The sequence below is a fragment of the Thermococcus gorgonarius genome, from assembly GCF_002214385.1.
GTDB lineage: Archaea > Methanobacteriota_B > Thermococci > Thermococcales > Thermococcaceae > Thermococcus > Thermococcus gorgonarius.
Genome location: NZ_CP014855.1, coordinates 889,071 through 914,516 on the forward strand (window position 1 = coordinate 889,071; position 25,446 = coordinate 914,516).

At 52.0% G+C, this 25,446-nt stretch carries 32 protein-coding genes; 14 read left to right on the forward strand and 18 right to left on the reverse strand.

The window, feature by feature from the left end:
- Window position 1: 1 nt before the first annotated feature.
- Window positions 2–535, forward strand: a complete 534-nt coding sequence (locus tag A3K92_RS05010) for an HD domain-containing protein (RefSeq protein WP_088885217.1) — start codon at window positions 2–4, stop codon at window positions 533–535.
- Here A3K92_RS05010 and A3K92_RS05015 read toward each other — a convergent pair.
- From A3K92_RS05015 to A3K92_RS05055, 9 genes are all read right to left on the reverse strand, one after another.
- The gene (locus A3K92_RS05015; RefSeq protein WP_088885218.1) at window positions 516–1,799 is read right to left on the reverse strand and encodes an ABC transporter permease; all 1,284 of its coding nucleotides are present in this window, start codon (window positions 1,797–1,799) and stop codon (window positions 516–518) included. The two genes, A3K92_RS05010 and A3K92_RS05015, sit on opposite strands and share 20 nt — an antisense overlap.
- A 2-nt stretch (window positions 1,800–1,801) precedes the next feature.
- Entirely contained in the window at window positions 1,802–2,554 is a 753-nt protein-coding gene (locus A3K92_RS05020; protein ID WP_088885219.1) for an ABC transporter ATP-binding protein, read from the reverse strand.
- Window positions 2,541–2,912, reverse strand: coding sequence for a hypothetical protein (locus A3K92_RS05025; RefSeq protein WP_088885220.1), 372 nt, complete (start codon window positions 2,910–2,912; stop codon window positions 2,541–2,543). Before A3K92_RS05025 ends, A3K92_RS05020 begins: the two co-directional genes overlap by 14 nt.
- Window positions 2,899–3,111: a helix-turn-helix transcriptional regulator gene (locus A3K92_RS05030; protein WP_088885221.1), complete on the reverse strand. Its 213-nt coding sequence runs from the start codon at window positions 3,109–3,111 to the stop codon at window positions 2,899–2,901. Before A3K92_RS05030 ends, A3K92_RS05025 begins: the two co-directional genes overlap by 14 nt.
- A 9-nt stretch (window positions 3,112–3,120) precedes the next feature.
- Window positions 3,121–3,420: a DUF2178 domain-containing protein gene (locus A3K92_RS05035; protein ID WP_088885222.1), complete on the reverse strand. Its 300-nt coding sequence runs from the start codon at window positions 3,418–3,420 to the stop codon at window positions 3,121–3,123.
- Entirely contained in the window at window positions 3,421–3,804 is a 384-nt protein-coding gene (locus tag A3K92_RS05040) for a DUF2178 domain-containing protein (RefSeq protein ID WP_088885223.1), read from the reverse strand. It abuts the gene before it with no gap.
- A 109-nt stretch (window positions 3,805–3,913) separates the two neighbouring features.
- Window positions 3,914–4,258, reverse strand: coding sequence for a hypothetical protein (locus A3K92_RS05045; protein ID WP_198361922.1), 345 nt, complete (start codon window positions 4,256–4,258; stop codon window positions 3,914–3,916).
- Window positions 4,255–4,578, reverse strand: coding sequence for a nucleotide pyrophosphohydrolase (locus A3K92_RS05050; protein WP_198361923.1), 324 nt, complete (start codon window positions 4,576–4,578; stop codon window positions 4,255–4,257). Before A3K92_RS05050 ends, A3K92_RS05045 begins: the two co-directional genes overlap by 4 nt.
- Before the next feature lie 9 nt (window positions 4,579–4,587).
- Window positions 4,588–4,875, reverse strand: a complete 288-nt coding sequence (locus tag A3K92_RS05055; protein ID WP_088885224.1) for a hypothetical protein — start codon at window positions 4,873–4,875, stop codon at window positions 4,588–4,590.
- Between the two features lie 89 nt (window positions 4,876–4,964).
- On the opposite strand from A3K92_RS05055, the gene A3K92_RS05060 reads away from it, so the two are divergent.
- Window positions 4,965–5,219, forward strand: a complete 255-nt coding sequence (locus tag A3K92_RS05060) for a hypothetical protein (RefSeq protein ID WP_088885225.1) — start codon at window positions 4,965–4,967, stop codon at window positions 5,217–5,219.
- A gap of 87 nt (window positions 5,220–5,306) precedes the next feature.
- Window positions 5,307–7,220: an indolepyruvate ferredoxin oxidoreductase subunit alpha gene (iorA, locus tag A3K92_RS05065; RefSeq protein ID WP_088885226.1), complete on the forward strand. Its 1,914-nt coding sequence runs from the start codon at window positions 5,307–5,309 to the stop codon at window positions 7,218–7,220.
- 15 nt (window positions 7,221–7,235) lie between these two features.
- Here the strand turns inward: iorA and A3K92_RS05070 are convergent, their stop codons facing one another.
- From A3K92_RS05070 to A3K92_RS05080, 3 genes are all read right to left on the reverse strand, one after another.
- Window positions 7,236–7,931, reverse strand: coding sequence for an HAD family hydrolase (locus A3K92_RS05070; RefSeq protein ID WP_088885227.1), 696 nt, complete (start codon window positions 7,929–7,931; stop codon window positions 7,236–7,238).
- A 41-nt stretch (window positions 7,932–7,972) separates the two neighbouring features.
- On the reverse strand, window positions 7,973–8,227 hold the full coding sequence (locus tag A3K92_RS05075) for a hypothetical protein (protein WP_088885228.1): 255 nt from the start codon (window positions 8,225–8,227) through the stop codon (window positions 7,973–7,975).
- 70 nt (window positions 8,228–8,297) lie between these two features.
- Window positions 8,298–10,523, reverse strand: a complete 2,226-nt coding sequence (locus tag A3K92_RS05080) for a DHH family phosphoesterase (RefSeq protein ID WP_088885229.1) — start codon at window positions 10,521–10,523, stop codon at window positions 8,298–8,300.
- A gap of 97 nt (window positions 10,524–10,620) precedes the next feature.
- Here A3K92_RS05080 and A3K92_RS05085 point away from each other — a divergent pair, with 97 nt between their 5' ends.
- Together A3K92_RS05085 and A3K92_RS05090 are read left to right on the forward strand one after the other, a co-directional pair.
- The gene (locus tag A3K92_RS05085) at window positions 10,621–11,154 is read left to right on the forward strand and encodes a DUF2391 family protein (protein WP_088885230.1); all 534 of its coding nucleotides are present in this window, start codon (window positions 10,621–10,623) and stop codon (window positions 11,152–11,154) included.
- Window positions 11,155–12,183, forward strand: a complete 1,029-nt coding sequence (locus A3K92_RS05090) for a DUF3226 domain-containing protein (RefSeq protein WP_088885231.1) — start codon at window positions 11,155–11,157, stop codon at window positions 12,181–12,183.
- Window positions 12,184–12,219: 36 nt separating this feature from the next.
- Here the strand turns inward: A3K92_RS05090 and pfkC are convergent, their stop codons facing one another.
- Window positions 12,220–13,605, reverse strand: coding sequence for an ADP-specific phosphofructokinase (pfkC, locus tag A3K92_RS05095; protein ID WP_088885232.1), 1,386 nt, complete (start codon window positions 13,603–13,605; stop codon window positions 12,220–12,222).
- Between the two features lie 381 nt (window positions 13,606–13,986).
- Between pfkC and A3K92_RS05100 the strand changes: the two genes are divergently transcribed.
- The gene (locus tag A3K92_RS05100) at window positions 13,987–14,172 is read left to right on the forward strand and encodes a hypothetical protein (protein ID WP_157722427.1); all 186 of its coding nucleotides are present in this window, start codon (window positions 13,987–13,989) and stop codon (window positions 14,170–14,172) included.
- Between the two features lie 55 nt (window positions 14,173–14,227).
- On the opposite strand, the gene A3K92_RS05105 is transcribed toward A3K92_RS05100, so the two are convergent.
- Window positions 14,228–14,941: a maleate cis-trans isomerase family protein gene (locus A3K92_RS05105; protein WP_088885234.1), complete on the reverse strand. Its 714-nt coding sequence runs from the start codon at window positions 14,939–14,941 to the stop codon at window positions 14,228–14,230.
- Window positions 14,942–15,036: 95 nt separating this feature from the next.
- On the opposite strand from A3K92_RS05105, the gene A3K92_RS05110 reads away from it, so the two are divergent.
- From A3K92_RS05110 to A3K92_RS05120, 3 genes are read left to right on the forward strand one after another with little or no spacing between them, the layout of a single operon-like run.
- A complete protein-coding gene (locus tag A3K92_RS05110) occupies window positions 15,037–15,645 on the forward strand; it encodes a nitroreductase family protein (protein WP_088885235.1) in 609 nt (202 codons plus the stop codon).
- A gap of 46 nt (window positions 15,646–15,691) precedes the next feature.
- Window positions 15,692–16,012 (forward strand): hypothetical protein, encoded by a 321-nt coding sequence (locus tag A3K92_RS05115; protein WP_088885236.1) that lies wholly within the window; start codon window positions 15,692–15,694, stop codon window positions 16,010–16,012.
- 40 nt (window positions 16,013–16,052) lie between these two features.
- Complete coding sequence (locus A3K92_RS05120) at window positions 16,053–17,783, forward strand: MutS-related protein (RefSeq protein ID WP_088885237.1); 1,731 nt, start codon at window positions 16,053–16,055, stop codon at window positions 17,781–17,783.
- Here the strand turns inward: A3K92_RS05120 and A3K92_RS05125 are convergent, their stop codons facing one another.
- The 3 genes from A3K92_RS05125 to A3K92_RS05135 all read right to left on the reverse strand — a co-directional run bounded on the left by A3K92_RS05125 (window position 17,784) and on the right by A3K92_RS05135 (window position 21,118).
- Window positions 17,784–19,175 (reverse strand): MATE family efflux transporter, encoded by a 1,392-nt coding sequence (locus A3K92_RS05125; protein ID WP_088885238.1) that lies wholly within the window; start codon window positions 19,173–19,175, stop codon window positions 17,784–17,786.
- 108 nt (window positions 19,176–19,283) lie between these two features.
- Window positions 19,284–19,694 (reverse strand): translation initiation factor IF-5A, encoded by a 411-nt coding sequence (locus A3K92_RS05130; RefSeq protein ID WP_088885239.1) that lies wholly within the window; start codon window positions 19,692–19,694, stop codon window positions 19,284–19,286.
- Window positions 19,695–19,759: 65 nt separating this feature from the next.
- Window positions 19,760–21,118 (reverse strand): sodium-dependent transporter, encoded by a 1,359-nt coding sequence (locus A3K92_RS05135; protein WP_088885240.1) that lies wholly within the window; start codon window positions 21,116–21,118, stop codon window positions 19,760–19,762.
- A 130-nt stretch (window positions 21,119–21,248) separates the two neighbouring features.
- Here A3K92_RS05135 and A3K92_RS05140 point away from each other — a divergent pair, with 130 nt between their 5' ends.
- Entirely contained in the window at window positions 21,249–21,896 is a 648-nt protein-coding gene (locus A3K92_RS05140) for a metallophosphoesterase (protein WP_088885241.1), read from the forward strand.
- Window positions 21,897–21,918: 22 nt separating this feature from the next.
- Here A3K92_RS05140 and fba read toward each other — a convergent pair whose 3' ends face one another.
- Window positions 21,919–22,764: a class I fructose-bisphosphate aldolase gene (fba, locus tag A3K92_RS05145; protein ID WP_088885242.1), complete on the reverse strand. Its 846-nt coding sequence runs from the start codon at window positions 22,762–22,764 to the stop codon at window positions 21,919–21,921.
- A gap of 84 nt (window positions 22,765–22,848) precedes the next feature.
- On the opposite strand from fba, the gene A3K92_RS09405 reads away from it, so the two are divergent.
- From A3K92_RS09405 to A3K92_RS05155, 4 genes are all read left to right on the forward strand, one after another.
- A complete protein-coding gene (locus tag A3K92_RS09405; protein ID WP_157722428.1) occupies window positions 22,849–23,016 on the forward strand; it encodes a hypothetical protein in 168 nt (55 codons plus the stop codon).
- On the forward strand, window positions 23,013–23,189 hold the full coding sequence (locus A3K92_RS09410; protein WP_157722429.1) for a hypothetical protein: 177 nt from the start codon (window positions 23,013–23,015) through the stop codon (window positions 23,187–23,189). The genes A3K92_RS09405 and A3K92_RS09410 overlap by 4 nt, the downstream gene beginning before the upstream one ends.
- A 147-nt stretch (window positions 23,190–23,336) precedes the next feature.
- Complete coding sequence (locus A3K92_RS05150; protein ID WP_088885243.1) at window positions 23,337–24,623, forward strand: dicarboxylate/amino acid:cation symporter; 1,287 nt, start codon at window positions 23,337–23,339, stop codon at window positions 24,621–24,623.
- Window positions 24,624–24,684: 61 nt separating this feature from the next.
- Window positions 24,685–25,401, forward strand: a complete 717-nt coding sequence (locus tag A3K92_RS05155; RefSeq protein WP_335755185.1) for a biotin--[acetyl-CoA-carboxylase] ligase — start codon at window positions 24,685–24,687, stop codon at window positions 25,399–25,401.
- Window positions 25,402–25,446 lie beyond the last annotated feature (45 nt).

The following is a 25,446-nucleotide window of genomic DNA, read 5'->3' on the forward strand; positions in this document are numbered from 1 at the left end:
TATGGAACTTTTGGAATTTTTTCTTGAGGCAGGGAACCTGAAAAGGCTGAGGCGAACCGGCTGGCTCCTCCGGGGAATTCCCAATCCGGAAAGCATAGCGGATCACTCCTTCAGAACGGCACTAATAACTCTGTTTTTGGGAGAGGAACTGAGAAGAAAAGGGATTGCTCTGGATCTCGAGAGGGCCCTGAAGATTGCCCTCATTCACGATCTCGGCGAGGCAAGGATAACCGACATTCCATTCCCGGCTCAGAGGTATTTCAACAAGGTTGAGGGAGAAAGAAAAGCCCTTGTCGAGATGGTTGGAAGTGAATACCTGGCTCTTTTCGATGAGTATGAGCAGGAAAGCACACTGGAGGGAAAGCTCGTCAAGTTCGCCGACAGACTCGAGATGCTCCTTCAGGCGCTGGAGTACGAAAAGAGCGGGTTCTCGGGTCTGGAAGAGTTCTGGAAAACGATTGAAAAATTGAAAAAGAACGAGCTATACGAGTATTTTGGCGGACTCGTTGAAAAACTTATTTCTCTCCGCCCCTAGTTCTCTTTCCCCACCTCAGCTTTGCCGTCAGGATCTTCTCGCTGGAAAACATCCTGGCCGTGAGATAGAGGGTAATCCCGGCAACGATGAAAAGATACAGGGCACTCAACGCCAGCATATAGTATTCGCTGCCTATTGCAAACCTGTAGGCTGCTATTGGATGAGTGAAAGGATCTGCCAGAAGGACAGCCCTTAGAGCAACTGGCATCTCGCCCAGGTCTGTGAACATCAGGAGGAAAGCCGGAAAGGCCAGGGGAAGTACAACCGAGCTCACCACTGTGTTGGCGCTCTGCACGTCTTCGGCATAGACCGCCAGTAGCATCGCAAGCGAGAGGGCAAAGACTATCGTCAGGAACACGATCAGGCCAAACACCACCATTCCCGCCGGAGTTATTCCGATTCCCAGATCCTCCGGGCTGATCCCAACATCTCCCTGGAACGATCCCATGTAACTCCTTAGACCGATCATATAAGCTAAAGCCGCTATGAGGCCCATGACTGCGGTTCCACCTATTTTGGCCGCAACGATGGTAGTCCTCTTCACTGGGAGGGTTAACAGGGTCTCAAGGGTTTTGTTTTCCTTCTCCGCCGCGACCGCTCCCGCGGCCATCTGGGCGGTGATCGTTACCATGAGGAACACGATGAGTGGAAGGCTGTATGACTGGGAGGCCAGCATAGCGGACACCACTGCAGGAGAGACGTTCACCACCCTGCCATTTATGTAAGACCTGCTCTCAGCCCGGATCGGATGGAGAACTGCATCCGGATTATCCACACCAAGGTTTTCCACCTTGATTCTCGCTATACTCTCAGAGAGAACATCTATGACCGCGTTTATCCTCCCTTCGCTCACGCTCTCCCTCATTCCCGTGCTTACCGAGGAAAAAACCCCGTAGATATAAACGGTTGCAACCTGGTTGTTCTCTATGCTCTCGCTGAAGTTCTCTGGAATAACAACCAGGACGTTTTGCTTTTCCTCCGAGGCCTTTTTGAGGGCGTCTTCAATAGAAGGAGCACTTATAACGGCAACACTGACGTTCGGGCTTTCGTTCATGGTCTTTATCAAAATCATGCCGTACTTTCCACCGTCCAGGTTCATAACGGCCACGCTCGTAGTTGCTTGGGCCTTTTGAATTCCCAGCTGGATTCCCTTCCCCATGGCGGGGTAGATTATCAGGGGCACTATTACAAGCCCAAAGAGGAGTTTCTTGTCCCTCAGGAGGTTCATCAGCTCTTTCTTAAGCAACACCCAGAGGTCACTCATGATCAATCCCCTCCAACCGGCTCGTCGGTCTCAAAGCCTACAGCCTTCATAAAGACCTCTTCAAGGTTCTCCGCACGGTATTTCTCCTTCAGCTCTGCTGGAGTCCCGCTCTCGATTATTCTCCCCTGGTTTATCAGGGCCACACGGTCGCAGAGAAACTCGACTTCGAGCATGTTGTGGCTGGAAACCAGGAAAGTTACACCTTCCTCCCTTGCGAAGCGCTTTATCGTCTTCCTTATGGTGTAGGCGTTGACTATATCGAGGCCGCTCGCGGGTTCGTCCAGTATCGCCAGCTTTGGCTTGACCATCAGCGCCCTCGCAAGGAGGAGCTTTCTCGTCATTCCCTTTGAGTAAGTTGAGACCTTGTCGTAAAGTCTTTCGCCAAGATCCGCCAGTTTGATGCCAAGTTCTACCATCTCCTCTGCCCTATCCTCATCCTTGGCGTAGAGCCGGGCCATAAAGCGGAGGTATTCAATGCCCGTGAGGTTCTTGTAGGCACCGGCTTCCTCGGGCAGGTAGCTTATGATCTTCCTTACCTCCTCGGCTTCATCAACAACATCGTGGCCGAAGACCTCAGCCTTTCCTCCGGTCGGTCTCAGAAGGGTTGCGAGTATCTTGAGTGTGGTGCTCTTTCCAGCGCCGTTCGGACCGATTAGCCCAAAGACCTCGCCTTCCTTCACTTCAAAGCTTATCCCCTTCAGGGCCTTGACCCTACCGTAGTCTTTCTCAAGGTTCTCAACTTTAACCGCCGGCATTTTCCCTACCTCCGACCTTATAGGCGATAAGTCCAGGGGTGGCAAGGGCGACCCCAAACAGAAAAACGGCCGTAATGTTGGAGTGACCTCCGATGATAGCCGCTCCGAGCCCACTTGTGACACCTATCCAGCCGTTTTTAGCGTAGCTGTTTTTGAAATCGTGCTCTAGAGCGAGGAGCACCGACCCGACTATCACCATACCGAGCTCAAGGGCCAGAAAAAACGGGTTGATGCCACTGGCCCCTTTTCCTCCTGGGAAAGTTATACATGCTGCCCTGTCCACCGGCGGGCGGAAGAGAGCCAGCAAGATACCGCCCGTGTAGAGAAGTACCCCTAGAATCCCCTCATTGACTTTCATCGTTCTCACCTTCGTAGATGAATATATCTTCAATCTTGACGTTGAAAAACCTTGCCATCTTAAAGGCCAGCCTGAGGGAGGGGTCATAGCGACCCTTCTCTATCGCTATTATCGTCTGCCTTGTAACACCCAGTGCCTTTGCGAGCTCTTCCTGGGTTAAGCCCCATTCCTCCCTGAGCTCTCGGAGACGGTTTTTCATGGCGACACCTCACATCTTCCTTGAATAGTACAGCCTGAGTGCAAGGTTCCCGAAGAATATCAGGGTCAACAGGGTGGAGAGAATTCCAGCGCATAGGGCATCTTTTGCCACGATGAGGGAGTAATAAAGAAGGACAACATCCGCCAGAAGAACCAGTTCCAGTGTTCTTGCGGCGGCGAGCTTGGCTATCTCGTTGCCCCTTTCGTCCATTGGAACTCCAATGTTCTTTACAACTCCCCGGGTGAGCAGATAGCCGAGGATACCACCTATGAAGCCGGCGAGGAGTACCACGAAAGCCGCCCAGTTCATTCACATCACCCTCGCGTAGTAGTGCCTGAGGAGAAGGTGAACCAGTCCCATTCCGGCCAGCGTTAAGCTTATTGCGATAAAGGCTCCTCTAACCTCGGGCTCTGAGGTTCTGCCCGATAGGAGGAGCATTACCACCGCCAGGGTGATCATGGTAACTTGGAGCGTTCTCCTGGAGGCGACTTCGTTTATCCTCAACGATCTCTCGTCTTCGAGGACAAAACCCCTGCCCTCCAGGTAAGCGAAATACCTGTTTACGAAGAAAGCCGACAGCGCAAAAGCAACTAGGGAGATTTCCCCCTTTCCCGAGCTGACCGCCCAGCCTACCACCCATCCCAGGGCCAAAACCGCCAGAAGGGCCGGCAACAGGGAAAGCTTCCGTCCCATTTTCCCCACCGATGTAAAGTTTCTTTTACGTAAAGTTTCCTTTACATCCTTATAAGCCTTGCTGCATAAAAACATAGAGCCATAATTAAAGAATTACATAAAGAAACAATTAAACAGAAACGTCGCCGGTTTCCTCAGCATCTTCCCGGGCTACGGCCTCTATGTAGGACACCATGTCGTGGATGGCCAGGAAGTCGAGGAAGGCCACGACCCCCTTGAGGATGACACCGGCTATGAGATAGAATATCGCCAGAAACAGGTCGAGACCGAGGTATATGAGAGCCACCTTCACCGCGTTCCTGTTTTCAACGTAGACGCCGTAGGCCAGGATCAGGTCGAGTACAACAAAGGGACCGTAGATGAAAGGGCTTGAGAAAACGCTGATACCGTTTAAGATGGCCTGTATCAAAAGGACTATCGCGGTCACCTTCAGCGTCCCAAAGGCCAGTTTCATTCCCGTCCCTCCACAGGATATTTTCTGGCGTTCTTTGCTATCTTCTTCAGGGCAGCATTCTCAAGGTCAATTCCAAGTTCATGGGCCAGGAGAACCAGGTAGATTAAAACGTCCGCCAGCTCGTCTTCAAGGTTTTCCCTTTCCACAGGATCATTCATCGAAGCCAGTATTTCTTCGTTCTCCCTCCACTGGAAGTGCTCCAGCAGCTCGCCGAGTTCAACCGCTATAGAAATGGCCAGATTTTTCGGGGTGTGGTATCTCTTCCAGTTCCTTTCGTCTCTAAACCTGACGAGTTCCCTCTCAATTTCCCGCAGGGACATGCTCTCACCTCAATACTCATGGGGCCTGCTTTTCCGGAGAAGCTCCAAAAGTCTTAGAAGTTCTTCAAGTTCTTCCTCCGTGAAGTACTTGCCCAAATCATCCTCGGGATCCAGGGAAGCTAAGTAATCCCTGAGCTTCTCCAGGTCTCTCAAGTCCTCGTCCAGTTCGGAGGCCCTCTGAAGGAACTCAAAGCTGGTGTATGGAGTCTCAAACGCCCTCTGCTGGTTGGCTGTCAGGGCTATCTTAAGCTCACCTATGGTTTCCTCAACGATCGAAAGCAGTTCTTCAACTTTCATAGCGCTCACTATCAGGGGTATTGTTGGATGGTATTTAAGGCCTCCGAAACGCTTTTATGAACAACGAGGTATAATCCCAGGGTGATCCCGTGGACTTCGCCCTCTTCATGGAGAGGTACGGTTACAAAATACTGCTCGGCCTCTTTGCCCTGATCATAGTGGGCTTCTTCGCTTTCCTCGGCCTGTGGGTGTACGCCATGTTCAGGTTCCTTGGGGCCATAGCGGCTGTTGTGATACTCGGCTACGCGCTGTACGCGTTCATCGTCCAGAGGAGAGTTCTGGACGCACAGGCTGAAGCACACGGCAAGTACTTCTACGACCCCAAGTATGGCAAAAAACGCTGAGCTTTTTCGAATATCCTTCGCACCACGTCCATATTTTCCGAGCCACAAGTTTTATACTCTCAGGCCCACATTCTGAAGGTGATCATAGTGGGGGCAGTTGAGGCTTACCCTTCTAACTCCTCTGAAGAGAGGGCTGAAAAGCGCGAAAAGAAGCTCTTAATGGGCAACGAGGCCATAGCCTATGGGGCCCTTGAGAGTGGCGTTGTTTTTGCGACGGGCTATCCTGGAACGCCTTCAACGGAAGTCGTTGAAACCATCGCGAAGCTTAAACCAGAGGTTTTCGCCGAGTGGGCACCCAACGAGAAAGTAGCCTTGGAGGAAGCCGCTGGAGTTGCCTACACCGGATTAAGGGCGCTCGTAACGATGAAGTGCGTCGGCCTGAACGTCGCCGCCGACCCGCTAATGAGCCTGGCTTATTCTGGAGTTGAGGGAGGTCTCGTTGTCCTCGTGGCGGACGACCCGGGGCCGCATACCAGCCAGACGGAGCAGGACGACCGCTATTACGGTAAAATTTCCCTCCTTCCTGTTCTTGAACCTGCAGATCCCCAGGAAGCCCACGACCTCATAAAGTACGCCTACGAGCTGAGCGAGCGCTACAAGGTTCCGGTGATCTTCCGCACCACAACAAGGGTTAACCACACGACGGCCGATGTTGAAGTTGGCGAGTTCGTCGAGCTGGACAGGAAGCCCGTCTTCAAGAAGGACATCGAGAGATACGTTAGGGCCAGCATGGAGGGCAACAGGAAGAGGCATAAGTGGCTCAACGAGACTCTCGCTAAAATCGAGGAGGAGTTCAACTCAATGTCCTTCAACTGGATTGAGGGAAAGGAAGGCGCCAGAATCGGAATAATCGTCGAGGGGGCGCCCTACAACTACGTGAGGGAAGTGCTCCCGAAGATCAACGCGGACTTCAAGGTTCTCAAGCTCTCAACGCCCCACCCGCTCCCGAGGAAGCTGGTTACTGACTTCCTGAAGACGGTTGACTACGCGATAGTAATCGAGGACGGCGCGCCCTTCCTCGAGGAAGAGGTCAAGATAGCGGCCTACGAATCCGCCCTAAACGTCCCGATATACGGCAAGAGGACAGGGCATTTGCCCCTTGAGGGAGAGCTTACGCCTTCGCTGGTCAGAAACGCCCTGCTGAGGCTCATCGGCGAGGAAAGTGAAACATACGAGAAGCCTGAGGAAGTCGCCTACGCCGAAAGTTTAGCACCGAAGAGGCCTCCGGTGATGTGCCCCGGCTGTCCGCACCGTGGTTCTTATAGGGCAGTTCTCGACGCACTGAGGGATTTAAAGCTCGGCCGCTACAAGGTTCCCATACACGGTGACATAGGTTGCTACGCGTTATCTCTCCTCCCGCCGCTTGAAGCAATCTGGACGGAATACGTCATGGGCGCGAGCATAAGCTTGGCCAACGGCCAGAGCGTCGTCATGGACAAGAAGATAATAGCAACCATCGGAGACTCCACGTTCTTCCACAATGGAATTCAGCCTTTAATTGACGCCATCTACAAGAACCTGAATGTACTCGTCATGATACTCGACAACAGGACGACGGCAATGACCGGCCACCAGCCGCACCCGGGAACAGGAGGAAGCGAAACGGGCAGGAAGTTCAACGAGATTGACATTGAGGCCCTCGTTAAGGCGCTGGGAGTGAAGTACGTCAAGACCGTTGACCCCTACGACCTCAAGGCAACCAGAGAGGCCATTAAAGAGGCCATGCAGATTGAGGGGCCTGCAGTTATCATCGCGAAGCGCGAGTGCGTCATACCAGTCATAAGGCGCGGCGAGATCGGAGAGAAGCCAGTTGTCATCGAGGACAAGTGCACAGGCTGTAAGGCGTGCATTCTCCTGACCGGCTGTCCAGCATTGGTCTATGACCCCGAGACGAAGAAGGTCAGAATAGATGAACTCCTCTGCACCGGTTGCGGCGTCTGCAACCAGACGTGCCCGTTCGACGCCATAAAGTTCCCGAGTGAGCTGGAGAAGGGGGCTTAGCCCCCCAACTTAAATTTACCTCCGAAGTAACTCCAGGACCTCAAGGATTCCCTCGACGCTGGGAACCTCGAAGCCCCTCTCGTGGATCTGCCTTACTTCTTCTGCCTCTGGATTTATCCAGACGGCCCACATTCCAGCCTTTAAAGCTCCCTCGAAGTCTTCCGCCTTCGTGTCACCGATGTGTATTGCTTCCTCCGGCTTCACGTTGAAAGCTTTGAGAGGCTTCTCGAACATCTCCTTCATGGGCTTGAAGGCCCTGACTTCGTCCGCGAAGAATGTCCTGTCGATGTACTCCATGAGTCCAAACCTTTCGAGCAAAAGCCTTGTGTAGGAACCGGGCCAGAACATCACGTTGCCCGTAACTGTAACCTTTAGGCCTTTCTTTTTAACACCTTCGAGGGCCTCTCTAGCTCCTGGCAGGACTATCTCGTCCCCAACCCTCAGAACTGCCCTCGCAGCGGCCCTCCTAACGAGTTCGACGTCAATCCCGAGGAGCTCGGCCAGCATCTCCTGGCTCTCCTCCAGAGCCCGGGATGGGTCGCCGGCCTCCTTAGAGCGCATTGCCTTTATCCTCTCCCTCGTGAGCATCATGCCCTCAACTACATCCACTATGCACGCTCCCATAAGCTTTGAGAGCTCAACTGCCATTGCGTCGAGCATGACGTTTATATCGAGGAGAGTGTTCCAGACGTCGAATGACACCAGCTTCATGGGAACCACCGAAGGGAATATCAAAAGAAGAATTTAAAATTTCACGGCTCGGCCGCGAGGTATACTCCGTCCCTCTCAAAGGCTTCGAAGACCTTTCCGCCATCCTTCGTTTTGAGCTCAACGAGGACTCTCTTCGGGGTCTTTTCCACTTCAACCTCTACCTTTCTGGTGCTGAGAACCTGTATAAAGGCATCCCCCAGCCTTTCAAACTCAAAAACGAGTGCATCATCCTCCCAGCGGTGGCCGCGGTAGGAGACGCCGCCCATGCGGAAGGTAACCTCAAGAACGATTTTCATCCACCATTCCTCCATATCTTTCTTCGGAATAGGTTCTCTTAGAAGGTTAAAAAGGTTGGCAGGAGGTAAATCATGCTTTCTTCTTCAGCTTGACAACCTGCTTCGCGAACTCCTCTAAAACTTCCTTCCTCATGCCCTCGAAGAACTTTATCGAGCCCGCGTAGCTGTGGCCGCCGCCCTCTATTCCGGCACTCGGCAGTTTCTCCTGCAGTTTTGGAATTATCTCGTTGAGGTCGAAGCCGTAAGCTGCCATTCCGTCGCTGGCCCTCACAACGGCGAAGTCCGGGCCGTAGGCGAGCGTTAGTATTGGCGAGTCCTCGCCGTACTTCTCTTTGAAGTGGTCGTGGATGAGTCCGCTCAGCTTGCCTGGTGAGGGATAGCTGAACTTCGGCGCGAAGAGTTCCACGTCTATCGTGTTGAACCTTATGCCGTTTGGAAGGACGACGCTCTTGACGTGCGGCAGGGATGCTTTGAGGGCCTTCTCCTGCTTCTCCTTTACTTCTGGATAGATCGCGTTTATGAGCTCACGGTGTCTCTGGAGGTTGCCGGTGAGGAGTAGTATCTCGTCGATGATGCCGTGCCCGTCCATGAACTTCCAGTAGAAGGCCTCGTGGTCTATCACCTCGGCTATCTTCTTCAGGTCTTCCTCGGTCAGGCCTTTGGCCTTCTTGGCTATCTCAAGGTACTGGTAGAACTCTGGTGCCTTGCTCCTGTCGCCGGTTCCCGCTATTGCCGGCAGGTGCTTTATCTTGTCCTCAACCTCGGGGTTGATGAAGCGGGCCACTTCGGTGGCGAGCATTCCAGCGGTAAGCTCGTAGTAGCCGCGCTTGACGTGGTGGGGATTGACGTGCACATCGACGTATTCATCAACCTTGGCCTTGTCCTCGCTCACCCACTCGCGCGGGTCGTGGTGGTCTATAACGACGATGGGAACTCCATAGGCCCTTATACGCTTGTAGGCCGGAATGTCCTCGCTCGTTCCTCCGTTGTCAACTATAACAACGAGCGGGAGCGGGTCGCCAAACTTCTCGTGATCCTCGATCATGAATATGATGTCCTTGAGAACATCTTCGAGCTCGTAGAAGGGCGCCCTGCTTGGCCTCCTCTTAAAGAGCTTCCACCTGGCCTGCGGGTCCGGTGAGATCTGCTCTATGAGTGGGACTATAGCGTACTCCAAAGCCAGGCCGGAGGTGTAGCCGTCGGCATCGGCATGGTGCCTGAGGAGTATTGGCCTTCCCTCAAAGATTGCTCTTCTAATCATGAAGGCCGCCTTCATTATCTTGGGCTTGAGCTTCTCAAGAACTTCACTCTCGACGAGGAAGCCCACATCCTCTGGCTGGGCGCGCTTGTCAAGCTCTGCCTCTATCTGCTGTTTGACCCTCGCTGCATCCGGTCCCCAGAGCCTAGCCATGTCGCTGACTTCTATCTGTATCTCGCCCGAGTGGAAGGCTATTTTGCCTATTATCTCAACGATGTCACCGACGTTGATGTTGGGATACGCCCTAACGCCCGGTGCCTCGAAGGCGGCCGCCCAGGTTATGCCGGTTCCGTCCGTTATTGTGAAGACGGTTGGGCCGCCGGTGACCTGTATCTGCGTTACTCTCCCCTGTATCCTTACCGTTTTACCTGCCATGTCCTTGCTTAGCTCAGCTATGGGCGTTACAGGTATCTCCTTTCTGACAACAACTTCTTTGTAGTGCTTAAGGGCAGATTCTATGAGGTCTATCTCCCTCTTATCGGGTCTAACGTCGAGAACCTGAACGAGTATCTCTTCGCCCGGTTTGTACTCTCTTCCACCCAGGAGGTCTTTACGCTTTATCAGGCCAACGACGTGAGGATTAAGCTTGACAAAGACTCCAAAGCGCTCGACTCTGTCGATTGTACCTTTGTAAACGTTTCCCACCTCAACGTCTTCGTAGTCGCAGGTCTTGTCGAGGATGTAAACGACCTTATACTTCCTCAGGCAGTCCGGACAGACCCAAGTGGTTTCCATGCCGGGCTCCCAGGGCCCCTTGATTTTTCCACAGATGTCGCAGGCGAGAACCTTTCCCGTTCCGCCACAGGTCGGGCAGGTATCGTAAACTGGAACGGTTCCCTTCCCGTGACACTCTGGACAGGGGACTTCATCGACTTCCTCATCAACGCCAAAGTAGTCCAGGTTGCGGTAACCTTTGAGCTTGTCTTCGAGTTTAAAATCGGCAGGAACGTAACCCCAGCCACCGCACACCGGGCATTCCTTCTCGCCAACCTTTACCTTGCCCGTCCCATGGCATTCGGGGCACTCCTTCACAGCCATTTCCATACCCCCTTTCTCTCTCCGCCCCACCTAGTGAAGCAGACTTATAACTTTGCCGGCTAAGGTTTATAACTGGAATGCAGAAGGTGAGAGAGCAATGATGAGTGAATCCAATGCTGACAGGATGATGAGCCCCGAGCCTGAGCTCAAAAGCGTTGACCTAAAGGAGATAAACGAAAACCTCGATTCCATCAGGAGGCAGTTAGACGAGCTCCAGAAGGAGCGAGAGCTAGAAAAGACCCCCGACAAACTGGGATGGGATGACATAGCCCAGGAGCTAGTGGGGGCGATAACCTTTGCCCTCCCCTTTCTCTTCACCGGAGAGCTCTGGGACGTGGCAAAGGACATCTCGATCGAGCGCTCCTTTGCGATATTCCTTCTAACGCTGGGTATTGCATATATCTTCATAACCAAATCCAAAATCGGCAACCTCAAGCACGAAAACCTCTTCCACGTTCCCAAGAGACTCATAACAGTCTCGCTGATATCGTACACTATATCCGCCGGACTGATCTACCTCTACGGGATAAACCACGTCGCCCACTTCAGCCCACTTCAATACGTAAACGCCACGGTTATAGTCAGTACATTTGCCGTGATAGGGGCCATAGCCGTTGATATGGTGAAGTGAATGAGGATTATAACCGGAAAGGACTACGAAAAGTTCATGGACGAGGGCGCTATCCCCTTTCCTGAGTGCAGAAAAAACAGGGAAGAGCTTGTTGGGTTCGTGAAAAATCTGAGAGGAGACGAAACGATTATTACCTCCAGCCTGGAACTCGTCGACCTGATTGCCTCCAACTTCAAAAAAGGAGAAGACAACGTTCTTATTTACTCCGAGACAGGTAAGTCGCTAACGCTCAAAGAGGTATACGAACTCAGAAAATACCTTGATTTCGACGTTAGAGGCGGATTCCCAAAGGAAAACGCCAGAACCACGGTGCTTTTCGTGGAAGGGAAAACAGACTCCAAGTTCTTTAAAGCTGTCTTCAAAAAGCTCTTCGAGTTCAGGGAAAGCAGAAGTTCCCCGGGAAACCTCAGGTTTATCGAAAGGGTTTTTGAGAGGGACAACTTCGACCTACTGAAGCGTGAGGATGGAGTGTACCTGGCGATTATCCCGAGCGAGGGCAATTCGGGTGTTATAAGAAACCTGGGCAACTTTCTGCGCGCTATGGACGTCTTCGGCTTCAATGTTCATAGAATAGGCGTTGCCGTTGACATCGACGAAGACGAGAAAAGTGCCATTGCCTCGATAGAGGGCACACTTTCTAGGTTCGACTACGAAAAAACCGATTACGGCTATCTTGTAGGCGAAACCGAGGTCGTTCCACTCTTCATAGGCCTCCCCTTCCGGGACGAGCTCATTGACTGGAAAAAGCCCACCGTTGAGGATCTCATGCTCCATCTCCTGGCCAAGGAGGGCCTGCTTGAAAGGATCAGACCGGGGTTAAAAGCCCTAAACGAGAACCTTGGGAGGAAGTTGAAACCAAAAGACGTCATGTATCTGGCCCTTTCCGCCTACGGCCACTGGGGCAACCTCGAGGGCTTCTACGAGCTCTTCGTCATGCGCTCCCGATTCAGAAACCTGAAAGCCATACTACGGGAAGCCAAACTGATGAAGGGAATTGCCCACCTGGCGTGGAGCGAAAAGGTAAAGTGAAAATTAGCGAACAATTCCATAAGATGCTAACCGGACTCAGAGTTCTCCCTTCTCCTTCAGCATCGCCAGATAGCTCGTGAAGGCACCCGTTGATATTGTATCTCCTAGACCAACCGTTGAAACGGGGTTCTGGACAAGTCTAGTCGGGATTATGACCAGCTTGTACTCCCTGGTTCTCAGCTTTCTCTTGGCCTCTTCAAAGCGGAGCTTAACGTATTCTCCCCTCTCGTTGTAGGGAACCTTCAGGCCGACATTGATCTGGTCCGGCGAGGTTACGTCCCCGAGGGAAGCCCTCGATGCTGCAAGGGTTGTTGCAAGCTCGAGGCTCTGCCTGAGCTCTTCCTCACTCAGGGGGTTGTCTGCATGAGCGATGTACATGATGTAGTATATCGTGTGTATCTGGAGGATTTCAAGGTTCATCTCGTCTATGAGGATCTTTCCTCCCAGGACAGTGTCCTCTATGCGGTTGTAGGTGAATATCCTTTCGGCTAGCTTGTCATAACCCAGGGCACTCAGCACGTACGCTATCTCTGACTCATCCATGCCAACGCTGTCGACAAGCGGGAAGAGGTTGTAGATGACTTTCTTTCTAAGCTCGCGGTTCTGTATCGAGGCGAACTCCAGGTGAACCTTCACGTCCTTCTCGCGCTTTAGGAGAAGAATGTCCTTTTTCGCCTCGCGAAGGTAGTGGTTTGCGTCTTTTCCATCAGAATAGCGGAGCTTTATCCCCTGATAGCCAGATAAAATAGCTCCATCAACTCTCTCACCGATTTCCGGAAGGAACGGCTTAAGCTCGGGCTCGGTATAGATCCTTATGCTCTCAAACCTCGCCGAAACGATAAAGCGACCCGAGAAGGGGACTGTTATCGTCTCATCCCCAAGCTTAAAAGTCGTCCCGGCGCGGAATTCAAAGATGCGGTTGACCTTTATCGGATCGTTCTCGCGGTAGGCCTCCCATGGGTGCTTTAAGACAAGTTTTCCGCCTTCAACAACAGGATAGAAAAGGTTAGGCTTTCTTACGAACATCTCGGCCTGTTTCTTTGCCAGGTGTGGGGTGTATACAATGACCTTCTTAAAATCGAGGTTGCTCAGGAGGTTGGCTATTATACCGGCCTGCCCGCCCATTCTCTCCACATCGTACTTGAAGTGGGAGTCAAACCAGGTGTGGAGCTCCTCGTTAACCAGAGGAACGGCCATCGGCTTTCCAGTCTTAAGGGCATGAACAAGTCTCGCCACGAAGTCAAGGGGCTCGTTTATCTCCCTCGGGTACTCGTCCATTCTCTTCTTCACGGCATCGGCGCCGAACTCATCTATCAGCTTCTGCACCATCTCTCCGTTCAGGTACACTATGGCATCAACGTTGGTATTGTAGGCAGTGTATATTGAAAGTTTCCTCGCATTCTCCAGGAGCTCCCTGACCATGTGTATCACCTGTAGTGATTAACAATGGTATGAAAGGCCGAGATTTTAAAAGGGTTTCGGGCTGGTTATCACATAAAGTGTTGGAAAAGTCTTAAAAGTGACAGTGGTTTGTAGTACTATTAAAATGGAAAAGTGAAGTGCCACTTGCAAAAGAGTTGATACACGTAAAGAACCTAAGAGCGTATGGGGTGGGAAAGGTCCCGACAAGCTCGGGAAGATCAGTGCGGCAATACATACAGTAACAGACAACTTAGTTAGAGACCCCGGTATAAATCCCTGCATGAATCCCAACTTTGATGGGATACGCGATAGAGAACTTCCCCCATATTACACTCCAAAAACAAGTCCGTACACTGGCGTTGGTTACTTTATGGGGGTGAAGTGGGAATGAGGAAGGCCTTAACTGTTGGAATCTTGCTTCTCCTCTTTTCCTTTTTCGCTTACAACGCCTACACTTACCACCAGCTCTCCCCGGCAGAGGGAGCTTACAGGCTGGTGGGAATCCCAAAAACGAAAAGCCCACCGCTGAATCCTTACATCCCCGGCCAAAAAAAGAGAGAGTTATAGAGTGCAGAGGCCTCAGTAAACTGCCCACCGAGATCTGACTAAAACCAAAAAAATTCTAATACTCTGTGAACAGCCTTCCGAGCTCCGGAATCTTCTCCATGACGTCCATTTCCCTCAAAGCCAGCCAAAGTGAAGCCTGATTGCTCGTGACCACAGGAACGCCCAGGTCTTCTTCCAGAGCCTCGATTATCTCGAAGGTTCTCCAGTTGGTGCAGCTTATGAAGATTGCATCAGCTTCGTCCATGAAGCTGGCCTTGGCAAGGCGGTACGCTTCATACGGCTCAAGCTTCCCTATCTTGGCGTTATCCTCAATTCCAAGCCCCCTGATGTCGAGAACCTCAAATTCGTTCGCCTCGAGAAACTCCTTTTCCCTCTGGTTTATCTCGTCGGTGTAGGGAGTTATCACCAGAATCGACTGGGCGTCGAGCATCTTTAGGGCCTCGACAACGGCGGTGCTCGTGCTGATTACTGGCACCTTCACTTCATCTTCTATCTTCGCCTCCAGCTCCTTCTCGTAGTCCTTACCGCCTATGAAGGAGCCGCTTGTGCACCCATAGAGGATCAGCTCGACGCCGGCGTCCCTAAGGAGTTTGGCAGCCTCAACGGCCAGGGCGTTCATCTTTATCAGCTCTTCCTCGTTGACGTTCCTGAGCGGAACCCTCGCGGTGTGGAGCGAAACCCCCTCAGGGAGGTAATTGTGAAGCTCCATCTCCATGGTGGTGTTCGATGATGGGACGATAAGGCCCAACCTTCCTCTCCATCCGTACATGTTTTCACCTTTAGAGGGTTTAGGGGAGGTACTATTAAACCTTTGGTTCTGGAAAAGTTGATTAAGTCCCGCGGCAATACCTGTCCGGTGAGAGTATGGAGCTGGATGAGGCAATAGCAAAGAGGACTTCGATCAGGTACTTCTCGGACGAACCGGTGAGCGATGATGCCATTAGGGAGCTAGTAAAAGCCGCCATAAGGGCGCCGACCGCGAGCGGCCTGGAAAACTGGCTCTTTGTAGTGTTCCGGAGCGAAGAAGCAAGGAAGAAAGTCTTCGACCTGATAGCAGAGGGCATGGTGGAGTATTACAAGGCGGTGAACCTGCCTGAGGAGAAGATAGAGAAGCTCAAAAACCGGATATATGAGGAGGGTATGTACCGGGCGCCGGTTTACATCGCTGTCTTCATCGACAGGCGCGTCCGCTTCCTCAAAGGCAGAGAGTTCGACGAGGTCGAGTTTATGTGGAGCGTGGAGAGCGCGGCGATGGCTATTCAAAACCTCATGCTGAAAGCGGTAGAGCTCGGCCTCGGTACGGTGTACATCGGCGTGACGAACTTTCAAGCGATAGAGGAGAAAGTCCGTGAGCTAGCTGGCCTCGACGATAACTACTACCTCGTCGGCCTCATCCCTGTGGGCTATCCGAGGGGGGAGGTAAAGCCGCGGAAGAGGCGGAAAGGAATTGAAGAAGTCTTGAAGTTCCTCTGAGCCAAACGTTTTTATCCTTCCCTTTCAATTTTCCACCGGTGGGAGGATGATAGAATTCGTCATACTGCTCGGGGTCATCGGCGGCTGGTTCATTGCCGTCACTACTCTAATCGTCATGCTTGTATTCGGAAAGATGTGGGGCCTGCTGGGGGTTTTTCTGATGGTTCTGGGCGTTGAGCTTAACAAATTCCTGAAGAGAAAGTACATGGATGTCGTTGTTTCAAACTCGCCGTGGGCAAGGGAAGTTGCCAGGCACATCTTCGAGATGAACGAGCTGATAATCCTGTCCTCCTACGCTGCTTCTCTGTTCCTCTACGAGGTTATTCAGAAGTACGTCGAGATAGTGATAAACGTGCCGGCAGGCTAATCCAGTAAGCTTTTTAGGCACTTCCCCTTCCAGTCCTTTGATGAGCCTGAAGCTTAATCCCGAAGCCAGAGCAATCTACAGGTCGATAAGAGATGAAATAGCCAAAAAGCTGCTACTCAGGGGAAGCGAGGCATTCCTCGACGAGTTTTCTCCCACCACTAACCCCGAAGAGATAGCCAGAAGGCAAGCTTACCTGCGGGAGAACCTGCAGAGGATAAAACCTGAAATCGGGGAGTTCATCGAAAAAGTCCAGCCCATCCACTTCCGGAGGGAGTACCTCCACGACAGAATACTCATAGTGGACGAGAGCGAAGTTGAGAAGGCGGAAGCCCTCGGTTTGTGCGCAGTCTCAACGGATCCAGCCGACGCAGAGGATTACCCCCTGGTTCTGAGCACAGTGGGATACGGAATAGATGTTGAGCTAACCCCCACCCAGATAACTCCAGAGCTATACGTCCAGCCGCTGTGGGAAAACAGAGATACCCTGGAAGCCCTAGCCAAGATCGCGGAACTCACCGGCGAAAAAAGCATTGCTCCTGAACTGTTGAAGCAGATCAACGATATCAAGACCACCATGGATAGACTTTCAACAATAGAACAGCTTGAAGAGATACTACACGAGAAAGAGCTAGAACTCAACGAAAAGATCTCAAAAAGACTCGAGCAGTTTTCTCTGACACTTAAAGGGAAGGAACTTCTGGAATTTCTTTCCGAGCTCAAAAGCGGTGATTACGGGGCAATATTCAGGCACTTCTCTTCAGTTGAGAACGAGATCCTCGAGATGATAAGGGAAGTCGAGGAAGAGCTGGAGGAAAGCCTGGGAACATCCGTTGAGATTTTCTCAAGGGAGGAACTGTATCCCGTCTCCGTGCCCCCGGAGAGGATTGAACTCATCAGGGAGGAACTAACCAGGGATTTCAAAGTTGAAATGTACCTCAAAAGCAGAGAACTGGCCGAGAAAATACGGCCGTTAATACCGAGGTTAAAGCAGGAAATCAGGAACGTTTACCGCCTCGACTTCCTGAGGGCAGTTAAGCTGTTTACCGAGGGGTTCTCCTTCCCCGAGCTGGGTGATAATGGAATAGCTTTTCTAAAGGGAAGACACATCTTCATCGAGAATCCCCAGCCTGTGAGCTACGTAATCGGGAAAAAACCAGAGTGGTTCGATGTCGAGGGATCGGAACGGGTTCTAGATGAGAACGTTGTCATCCTGACCGGAGCCAACAGTGGAGGAAAAACCAGCCTTCTCGAGCTCGTGACTCAGATAGCTATTCTAACCCACATGGGCCTTCCCGTGCCCGCCGAGAGGGCAGGGGTAAGCGTCCTCGATGAAATCTTCTTCTTCAGGAGAAAGAGGAGCACCTATGGAGCGGGGGCATTTGAAACAGCTCTAAATGGGTTTGTTAAAGCCCTGAAGAACGAAGGACGAAAGCTAATCCTCATAGACGAATTCGAGGCCATAACCGAGCCCGGTGCCGCAGTCAAGATAATCGGCGAACTGCTGAAGGTCGCCCACGAAAGGGGCTTTTACGTCGTCATCGTTTCTCATCTCGGCGAAGACCTGAAGAAGGAGCTCCCCTTCGCCAGGGTTGACGGCATAGAGGCCAGGGGTCTCGATGAGAGGCTTAATCTGATCGTCGACAGACAGCCGGTTTTTGGAAAAGTCGGAAGGAGCACACCCGAACTGATAGTGGAAAGACTCGCAAGGAAGAAACGGGGAAAGGAGAAGGAGATCTTTGAGAGGATTCTAAAAGCGTTCAAAAAGGACTAATCATACTTTTACGGTCTTCCACTTCCCTTTTCTAAAGATCCACCAGTACATGGCCGCGCTCGTAAAAGTCTCCAGGGTCATCGCAAGCCATGCCGCTATGACTCCAAGTCCGCGGAAGGTGAAGCCCTTAAAGCTGACTCCGTCGATGTGAACCGGTGGAATCCTAAAGCCAAAGCCCAAGAGGTACGAGGGAAGAATCCTGAAGAGGAGCTTACTCACCGCTGTAACGTACATCGGGCTCTTGGTGTCCCCGGCCCCCCTAAGTGAACCGCTCAGCACGAAGACCCACCCGAGTGGGATCTCGCTTATCCCAACTATTATTAGGTAGATGCTCGCCAGGCGGAGAACCTCGTGGTAGTGGGGGTCGTTTGGCGTTAGGAAGGGCATGACGAGGTAGCGCGGGAAGGCAACAAGGACGAAGGCCATAACCCCCATGAAGGCCGTGACCATTTTCAGGGCCTCTTTGACGGTCTTTTCAGCTAGATCGGGCCTGTTTGCGCCGAGGTTCTGACCTACCAGGGCAGAAGAAGCAACGTTGAAGCCAAATGCCGGCATGTAGGCTATACTCTCTATCCTCAGGCCAATCTGGTGAGCACTAAGGGCAACGTCGCCGAAGCGGGTAACTATGCTCATGTAGAGGAAGTTGTAAAAGCTGAAGAGGCCCCGTTCTACCAATGCAGGAACGCCTATCCTAAGGATCCGCCTGACCATCTCAACTTCAAACCTCCAGCTCGGCTCAAAGCGGAGGATGAGCCTTCCGCTGAGGAGAAGGTATGCTCCGGCCAGGAAGGAGAAGGTTATCCCTACTCCAGAGGCCCAGGCCGCACCGACGGGACCCAGCCTTGGAAAGCCGAACTTTCCGTAGATGAGCAGGTAGTCGAGGGCCGCGTTGATAACGTTCATCGCTATGCCCAGCTTCATTGGCGTTTTGGTGTCTCCAGCCCCTCTCAAAGCAGAGAACATTGCAAAACCAGCAAAGCGGATCGGGTAGAACAGGAAGACAACCCTGAGATAGGAATAGGCCAGGTTCAGCAGCTCGCCCTTGGCACCCATTATTCTGAGCAGGTCGTCGCCGAAGAACCAGCCGAAGAGGAAAACTGGAATGCCAAGGAGAAATGAGAGGTAAATGCTCTGCTCCAGGACGAGTTCCGCTTTCTTGATGTCCTTTGCCCCAACGAACCTGGCAACGAGGGCCAGAGTTCCGACCGATACTGCCATCATTATCGGAAACATGAACCAGCTGACCTGGCCGCCAAGACCAACGGCGGCGACGGCTAGAGAACTGACATGGCCGACCATCAGCGTGTCCACTAGGTTGAGCAGCGTTTGAGAGATGTTCCCCATTATCGCTGGCCATGCCAGGGACCAAAGTCTCTTTCTGAGATCGTCCATGGTCATCACTCAACCTGTTAGACACCAATCTAAACGATAAAAAAGCAATCTGATATTTAAGGGTTTTTCTTTGGAAACATCAAGACAGAAAGAAGAGAACAGAGGGGCTCACTCGCCCCTGAGCCTCATGATCTTTATCCTGCCGAGGGTCTCCCAGTACTCAACGGTTATGCCCTCTGTGAGCTGATCCTTGATGTCGTCCTCGACACCGGTTTCAATTGGAACGTCGAAGGTCTCGTAGGTCTCCATGTCCATGAGCTGAACGGTGTCCGGGGTTATAGCGATTATCTGGCCGACCCTTTTGTCGATGATCGGAACCTCAACTTCAGCGCTCGTGGGCTTTACGATGCTTCTGACTTTCTTATCAAAAACGCCTACTGCTTCAATTCTGGCCTTGGCAGACCCATGCTTCCCCGGGGAGGAAACCGTTATGTTGGTTATCCTGCAGGGCTCTCCATCTATTATGATGTACCTACCGGGCTTGAGCTTGCTGACCTGAACCTTTGTCTTGTCTCCCATCTCTCATACCTCCCAAAACGTTCTACACGAAATCAGAAGGGGCGTTTAAAAAATTTTTGAAAATACTACCTGCCCCTGGCCGAGGCCAGGAGGTAACCGTTAAACAGGAGAGGAGCCAGGAGCAGGAGGCCTACGAGAAGACCCAGCCTCAGGTAAGTTCCTCCCAGTTTGAGTAGATAGGCCACCCCTAGAACGCCCAAGAGCAAGGAAACTGAAATTCCCAGTATTACAGCTCCCCGGTTTACGGGAGCGATGCCCCTAAGTAGGGGGAAGGCTTCGACCACCGCCATAAACGCCACGAAGCCGATTAAAGATGCCACCAGCATTATCCTGACACTATCGATTACCATGATGCCACCCAAAACTGCCATCGTCAAACCCACAAACAGTATTCCTTGAATCCTCCTTGTCTGGAAGACTTCTCCCGATATCTGACCCCCGATTTCAACAAGAACCATCAAACTTGTAAAACCTGCTAGGAAGAGAGACCCCATGAGAAGGGCTATGACCAACCTTCCACCGGGAACCCCGCTGTCCCTGATCACAGCGGGGATCAGATAAAAAGTCTCCACTGCCGTTATCGGGTTCTGAAGACTGTCCTTTGAGTACACCTCTATCCTGTGGAGAACCCCATCGTACTTGGCCTGAGCGTTTTCGTAACCCTGGTATGCAACCCCAATCGAGTAAACAGTGGTCATGGCAGCAGAAAAGCTTAGAAAGATCTGAAGGGTAACAACAAAGGCAAGAATTCTCTTAATGTTTATTCCCCCTGGAAGAAAGCTTCCCAGGACGTAGTAGACTCCAGCACCAAGGCCAAGGGCAAGAATAACCGTTAAGCCCATGAGAACGAGACCGTTTAAGTTCAGACTGGACGAAAGCGAAAACACAGACTGTCTGTAGGAATTCAGATAGCTCACAGCTTTTGGACTTGTGACAAAGCCGTAAACCTTACTCCTGAGGAGCAACGTCGCCAGGGGGGTGAAAACTATCAAGAGAACCGCCATAGCCCCCAAGAACTCAACACTCCTCCCCTTTAGGGTCACCAGGAGAATAATTATTGAAGCGATAACTCCGGCCATGATTGGGATTAAAAGGTTGTCGGGGAGATCGAATATCGGCAAGATAGCCCTTGCAGAGTAGTAAAGAATTACGCCCCCAGAAAGCATCAGGAACATCAAGAGCACAAGCGTTACGGCAGGCAATTTTGAGACCTTGAACATGAACTCGTGGGCAAGATAGCGTGTAGTCCTAGTCGCGTTGATCTCTGAGTGGATAAGCAGCAACCCAAAACCGAGCACGAGCAGGGAGACCAAAAATCCCTTAAGACCAAAGATTATGTAGTATTTAGGCATCAGCAGGAAGTTCCATATTCTGAGAATGTATCCGGTTATTAAAAGTGTCATAAGTATTGAGATTTTCCTCATTTGCATCCCCCCGGGTTATATCTAATTACTGACGAACACGCGAAAATATAAAAGAGTTATGGAAACTCCAAGTTATCCTAGATTGCAAAAAAAGTTCAATCCAAGCAACAGAAACTAGGAGGGGTAGCGTATGAGAATACTTGGAATAACAGACATTCACGGGAGGATAAGCGTTGTTGAAAAGCTCGCAAAGAGCTTTGAAAAAGAACCGCCCGACCTCATCATGATAGCAGGGGATTTAACAAACTTTCAGGGCAGAGAAGCAGCCCTTAGGGTTCTAGATCCAATTCTATCCCTTGAGGTACCAACAGTTGCCGTCTTCGGGAACTGCGACGGAAGGGATGTTCCAGAGCTGCTGGATGAGCTCGGAATAGGGGCACACAACAGAAGAATAGAGGTTAAGGGGTTGGGCATCGTCGGTATAGGCGGATCCAACATAACCCCCTTCAACACGGTGTGGGAACTTAGCGAGGAGGAGATAGACAAAATCCTCAGGCAGAATTACATGACGGGAGACCTGATACTCAGCCACGTTCCGCCTTACGGCACCAAGGCAGACAGAATAAGTTCCGGTCTTCACGTTGGAAGTAAAGCCCTTAGAAAATTCATCGAAGAAGAACAGCCCCCACTCGTCTTGACCGGACATATCCACGAGGCAAGGTCAGTGGACATGCTGGGGGAGACTCTAATAGTCAATCCGGGCCCTCTCTTTAGGGGCTACTACTCGGAGATAAGGATAGAAAACGGAAAAGCCTCAGCAGAGCTGAAGAGGCTCTAACGCTTGATAAAAAGTTGGTGGCTCAAAGAAGCCCCTCGGCTTTGGCGGCCTCCTCCGGATCCTCGTTCCTGTGGACGACCTTGAGGAGGGCCTTTATGAAGGGCTCCGGGTTCTCGCGCTGGAAGATGTTTCTACCGACGACAGCCCCAGCGCCTCCAGCCTCTATGACCTCCCAGACGAGCTTGAGGAAGTCAACCGGATTGTCAGTCTTCGCTCCACCGCTGAGGAGGACGGGAACTCCGGCGGCGGCTTCGACCACCTTTGCAAAGGTCTCCTTTGAACCAGTCCAGTAGGTCTTTATCATGTCCGCCCCGCTCTCCACAGCGGCTCTCGCTCCATACATAACAACCCTGTAGTCCTCTTTCTTGCCGTACTTCTCGTTGATGTATGGGCCCCTTGGGTAGGCGAACTGGACAACCGGGAAGCCTAAATCATGGGCGTAGCTCGCTATCTCCGCGAACTGGCGCATCATGACGTCTTCAGCCGGGCTACCCCAGTAGACGGTTGCCGCTATCGCGTCGGCGCCGAGCTTTACCGCGTCTTCAACGAAGCCCAGCTGGCTCTGAAGGAGCTGGTCATCCTTCGGCCTGAGCTCCGTCTTGCTGGTGAGCTTTATCATGAGCCCCGTGTCGGGCTTGAGCTCATCGACGGCCAGCCTGGCAACTCCCGGAAGCATCATAACGCCGTCTATGCCCGCCCTGACGACCTTCCTTATGATTACCCTCGGGTCAACGTGCTCCCAGACGGGCTCGAAATCCGTCGGCCCGTGCTCGAAGCCGTGGTCCATTGCAAAGATTAAAGCCCTCCCGTCCCTGCGGAAGAACCTCTTCAGTCTTCTCCTAATGCCAACGCTCTGGTACGCATCCATACTAATCACCGTGGGTGATATATCAGTTGGGAATTTAAGGTTTTTCCCGTTAACCGTTTAAAGAAACACGGGGGAGGAACGGATATGGAGTGGAGAACCATACGCCTCGAAGATGTTAGCTTGACCAATGACTACACGAGGAGCATCGCTGAAAAATCCCCCAAGGGAACGGTTGTAATAGCGAAGGATCAGCCGCCGGTAAAGACTGAAAAGGTCGTTTCTGGGCCTCCCCGGAAGGTGGCCTCTGGATGAGCATCATCCTGAAGCTAGAGAAGATAAGGAAAGCCCCCCTGAAAGTTATAGACGAAACAAGAAGGGGGACGTTAATGCTTGGAAAATTTGTCAAAGTGATAACTGATGAAGGCGTTATCTTCGGAAGGTTGCGGACACACTGGATGACGGTTCTCTCCCTCTGGAGACCATAAGAAGGCTCTCTAAGGGTACTACACGGCGACGTATCACTGAGGTTCAGGTAATTGTCATAACGACATAAATTGGAATCAAAAGGTTAATATTGCTTTCTGTTCACGGATAAAGTGTATTGATGCACAGCTATTTGGAGGTGTACTAAAATGGGCAAGAGCTTGTGGAGGCGATACCTGGACTACCCAGTTCTCTGGAAAATCCTCTGGGGTTTGATTCTTGGTGCAATCTTCGGCCTGATAGCGGGCCACTACGGCTATGCCGGTGCCGTTAAGACCTACATAAAGCCCTTCGGTGACCTCTTTGTGCGCCTGTTGAAGATGTTAGTGATGCCAATAGTCCTTGCCTCTCTCGTCGTCGGTGCGGCGAGCATAAGCCCGGCAAGGCTTGGAAGGGTCGGCGTCAAGATAGTGGTCTACTACCTGGTAACCTCGGCCTTCGCAGTCTTCTTCGGCCTCATAGTGGGCAGGATCTTTGCTGTTGGAACAGGCATCCACCTAGGAACCGGTGAGGGCAAGGCCATAGAAGCAAACCCACCTTCCCTCGTACAGACGCTGCTCAACATAGTCCCCACTAACCCGTTCGCATCCCTTGCCAAGGGCGAGGTTCTGCCGGTGATATTCTTTGCAATAATCCTCGGAATAGCGATAACGTACCTTATAAACAAGAACGACGAGAGGCTTAAGGCGGCGGGCACAACGCTCCTCAGGTTCTTTGACGGCCTTGCCGAGGCTATGTACATCATAGTTGCGGGAGTAATGCAGTATGCACCGATAGGTGTCTTCGCGCTCATAGCCTACGTCATGGCTGAGTATGGAGTCAACGTCGTCGGGCCGCTCGCCAAGGTGGTTCTAGCGGTCTACGTTGGTCTTACCCTTCAGGTACTCTTGGTTTACTTCGTCCTTCTCAAGGTGTTTGGCATTGACCCGCTTAAGTTCATCAAGAAGGCCAAGGATGCGATGATAACCGCTTTTGTCACCAGGAGTTCGAGCGGAACCCTGCCGGTTACGATGCGTGTCGCCGATGAGGAGATGGGGGTTGACAAGGGAATCTATTCATTCACCCTGCCCCTCGGTGCGACGATAAACATGGACGGAACGGCACTCTACCAGGGCGTCACCGTACTCTTCGTGGCGAACGCCATAGGTCACCCGCTCACGCTCGGCCAGCAGCTTACGGTTGTTCTCACAGCGGTTCTAGCTTCAATAGGAACCGCCGGCGTTCCCGGTGCTGGAGCAATAATGCTCGCGATGGTTCTCCAGAGCGTCGGTCTTGAGCTTACCGCAGGAAGCCCCGTGGCTCTGGCGTATGCTATGATACTCGGAATCGACGCCATCCTCGATATGGGCAGGACAATGGTCAACGTCACCGGTGACCTTGCCGGAACGACGATAGTGGCCAAGACCGAGGGCGAGCTGGACGAGAGCAAATGGTAACGCCCCTTCTGTTTTTCTTTCTTGGGATACTGTTTTAAGAGTCCTTTTCCAGCACTTTCAGGTGAGGGTTTTGGAGTGGAAAATAATTCGGCTTGACGAAGTTGATTCCACCAATGAGTATGCTAAAGGAATAGCCCCGTCATCCCCCGAAGGAACTGTGGTCGTTGCGAAGCGCCAGACCGCCGGAAAGGGACGAAAGGGCCGCTTCTGGGCCTCCCCTGAGGGGGGACTCTGGGTCAGCGTCATTTTGAAACCTAACAGATCAGACCCGAGGCTCGTCTTCGTCGGAGCTCTGGCAGTAGTTGATGCCCTTGCAGATTTCGGAATAAGAGGCTGGATTAAGTGGCCCAACGACGTTTGGGTCGGGGGAAAGAAAATAGCTGGGATTTTAACGGAAGGAAAAGCAGGAAAGTTCGTGGTAATGGGGATTGGCCTCAATGTGAACAACGAGATACCTTCTGACCTCAGAGAAACGGCCACCTCTATGAGAGCCATCCTGGGGAAGCGTCTGGAGCTCAATGAGGTCACTAACCGGGTGCTTGATCATTTGGGAAGGTGGTATAAGATCTTCCAAAGGAACCCTCTGAAAGTCATCGAAGCGGTAAAAGAGAGGACTATACTCATAAACAGGGAAGTCAAGGTAATCCACAGTGATGGCGAAATCTCGGGAACCGCAGTAGACATTCTCGAAGATGGTTCGCTTCTTATCGATACGGGTGAAGGAAAGGTGAGGGTGGTTTACGGGGACGTCTCCATCAGGCCCATTCGATACGGTTGAAAATCGACTATTAGGGCAAAGGTTAATATACCCCCAATCATTCAA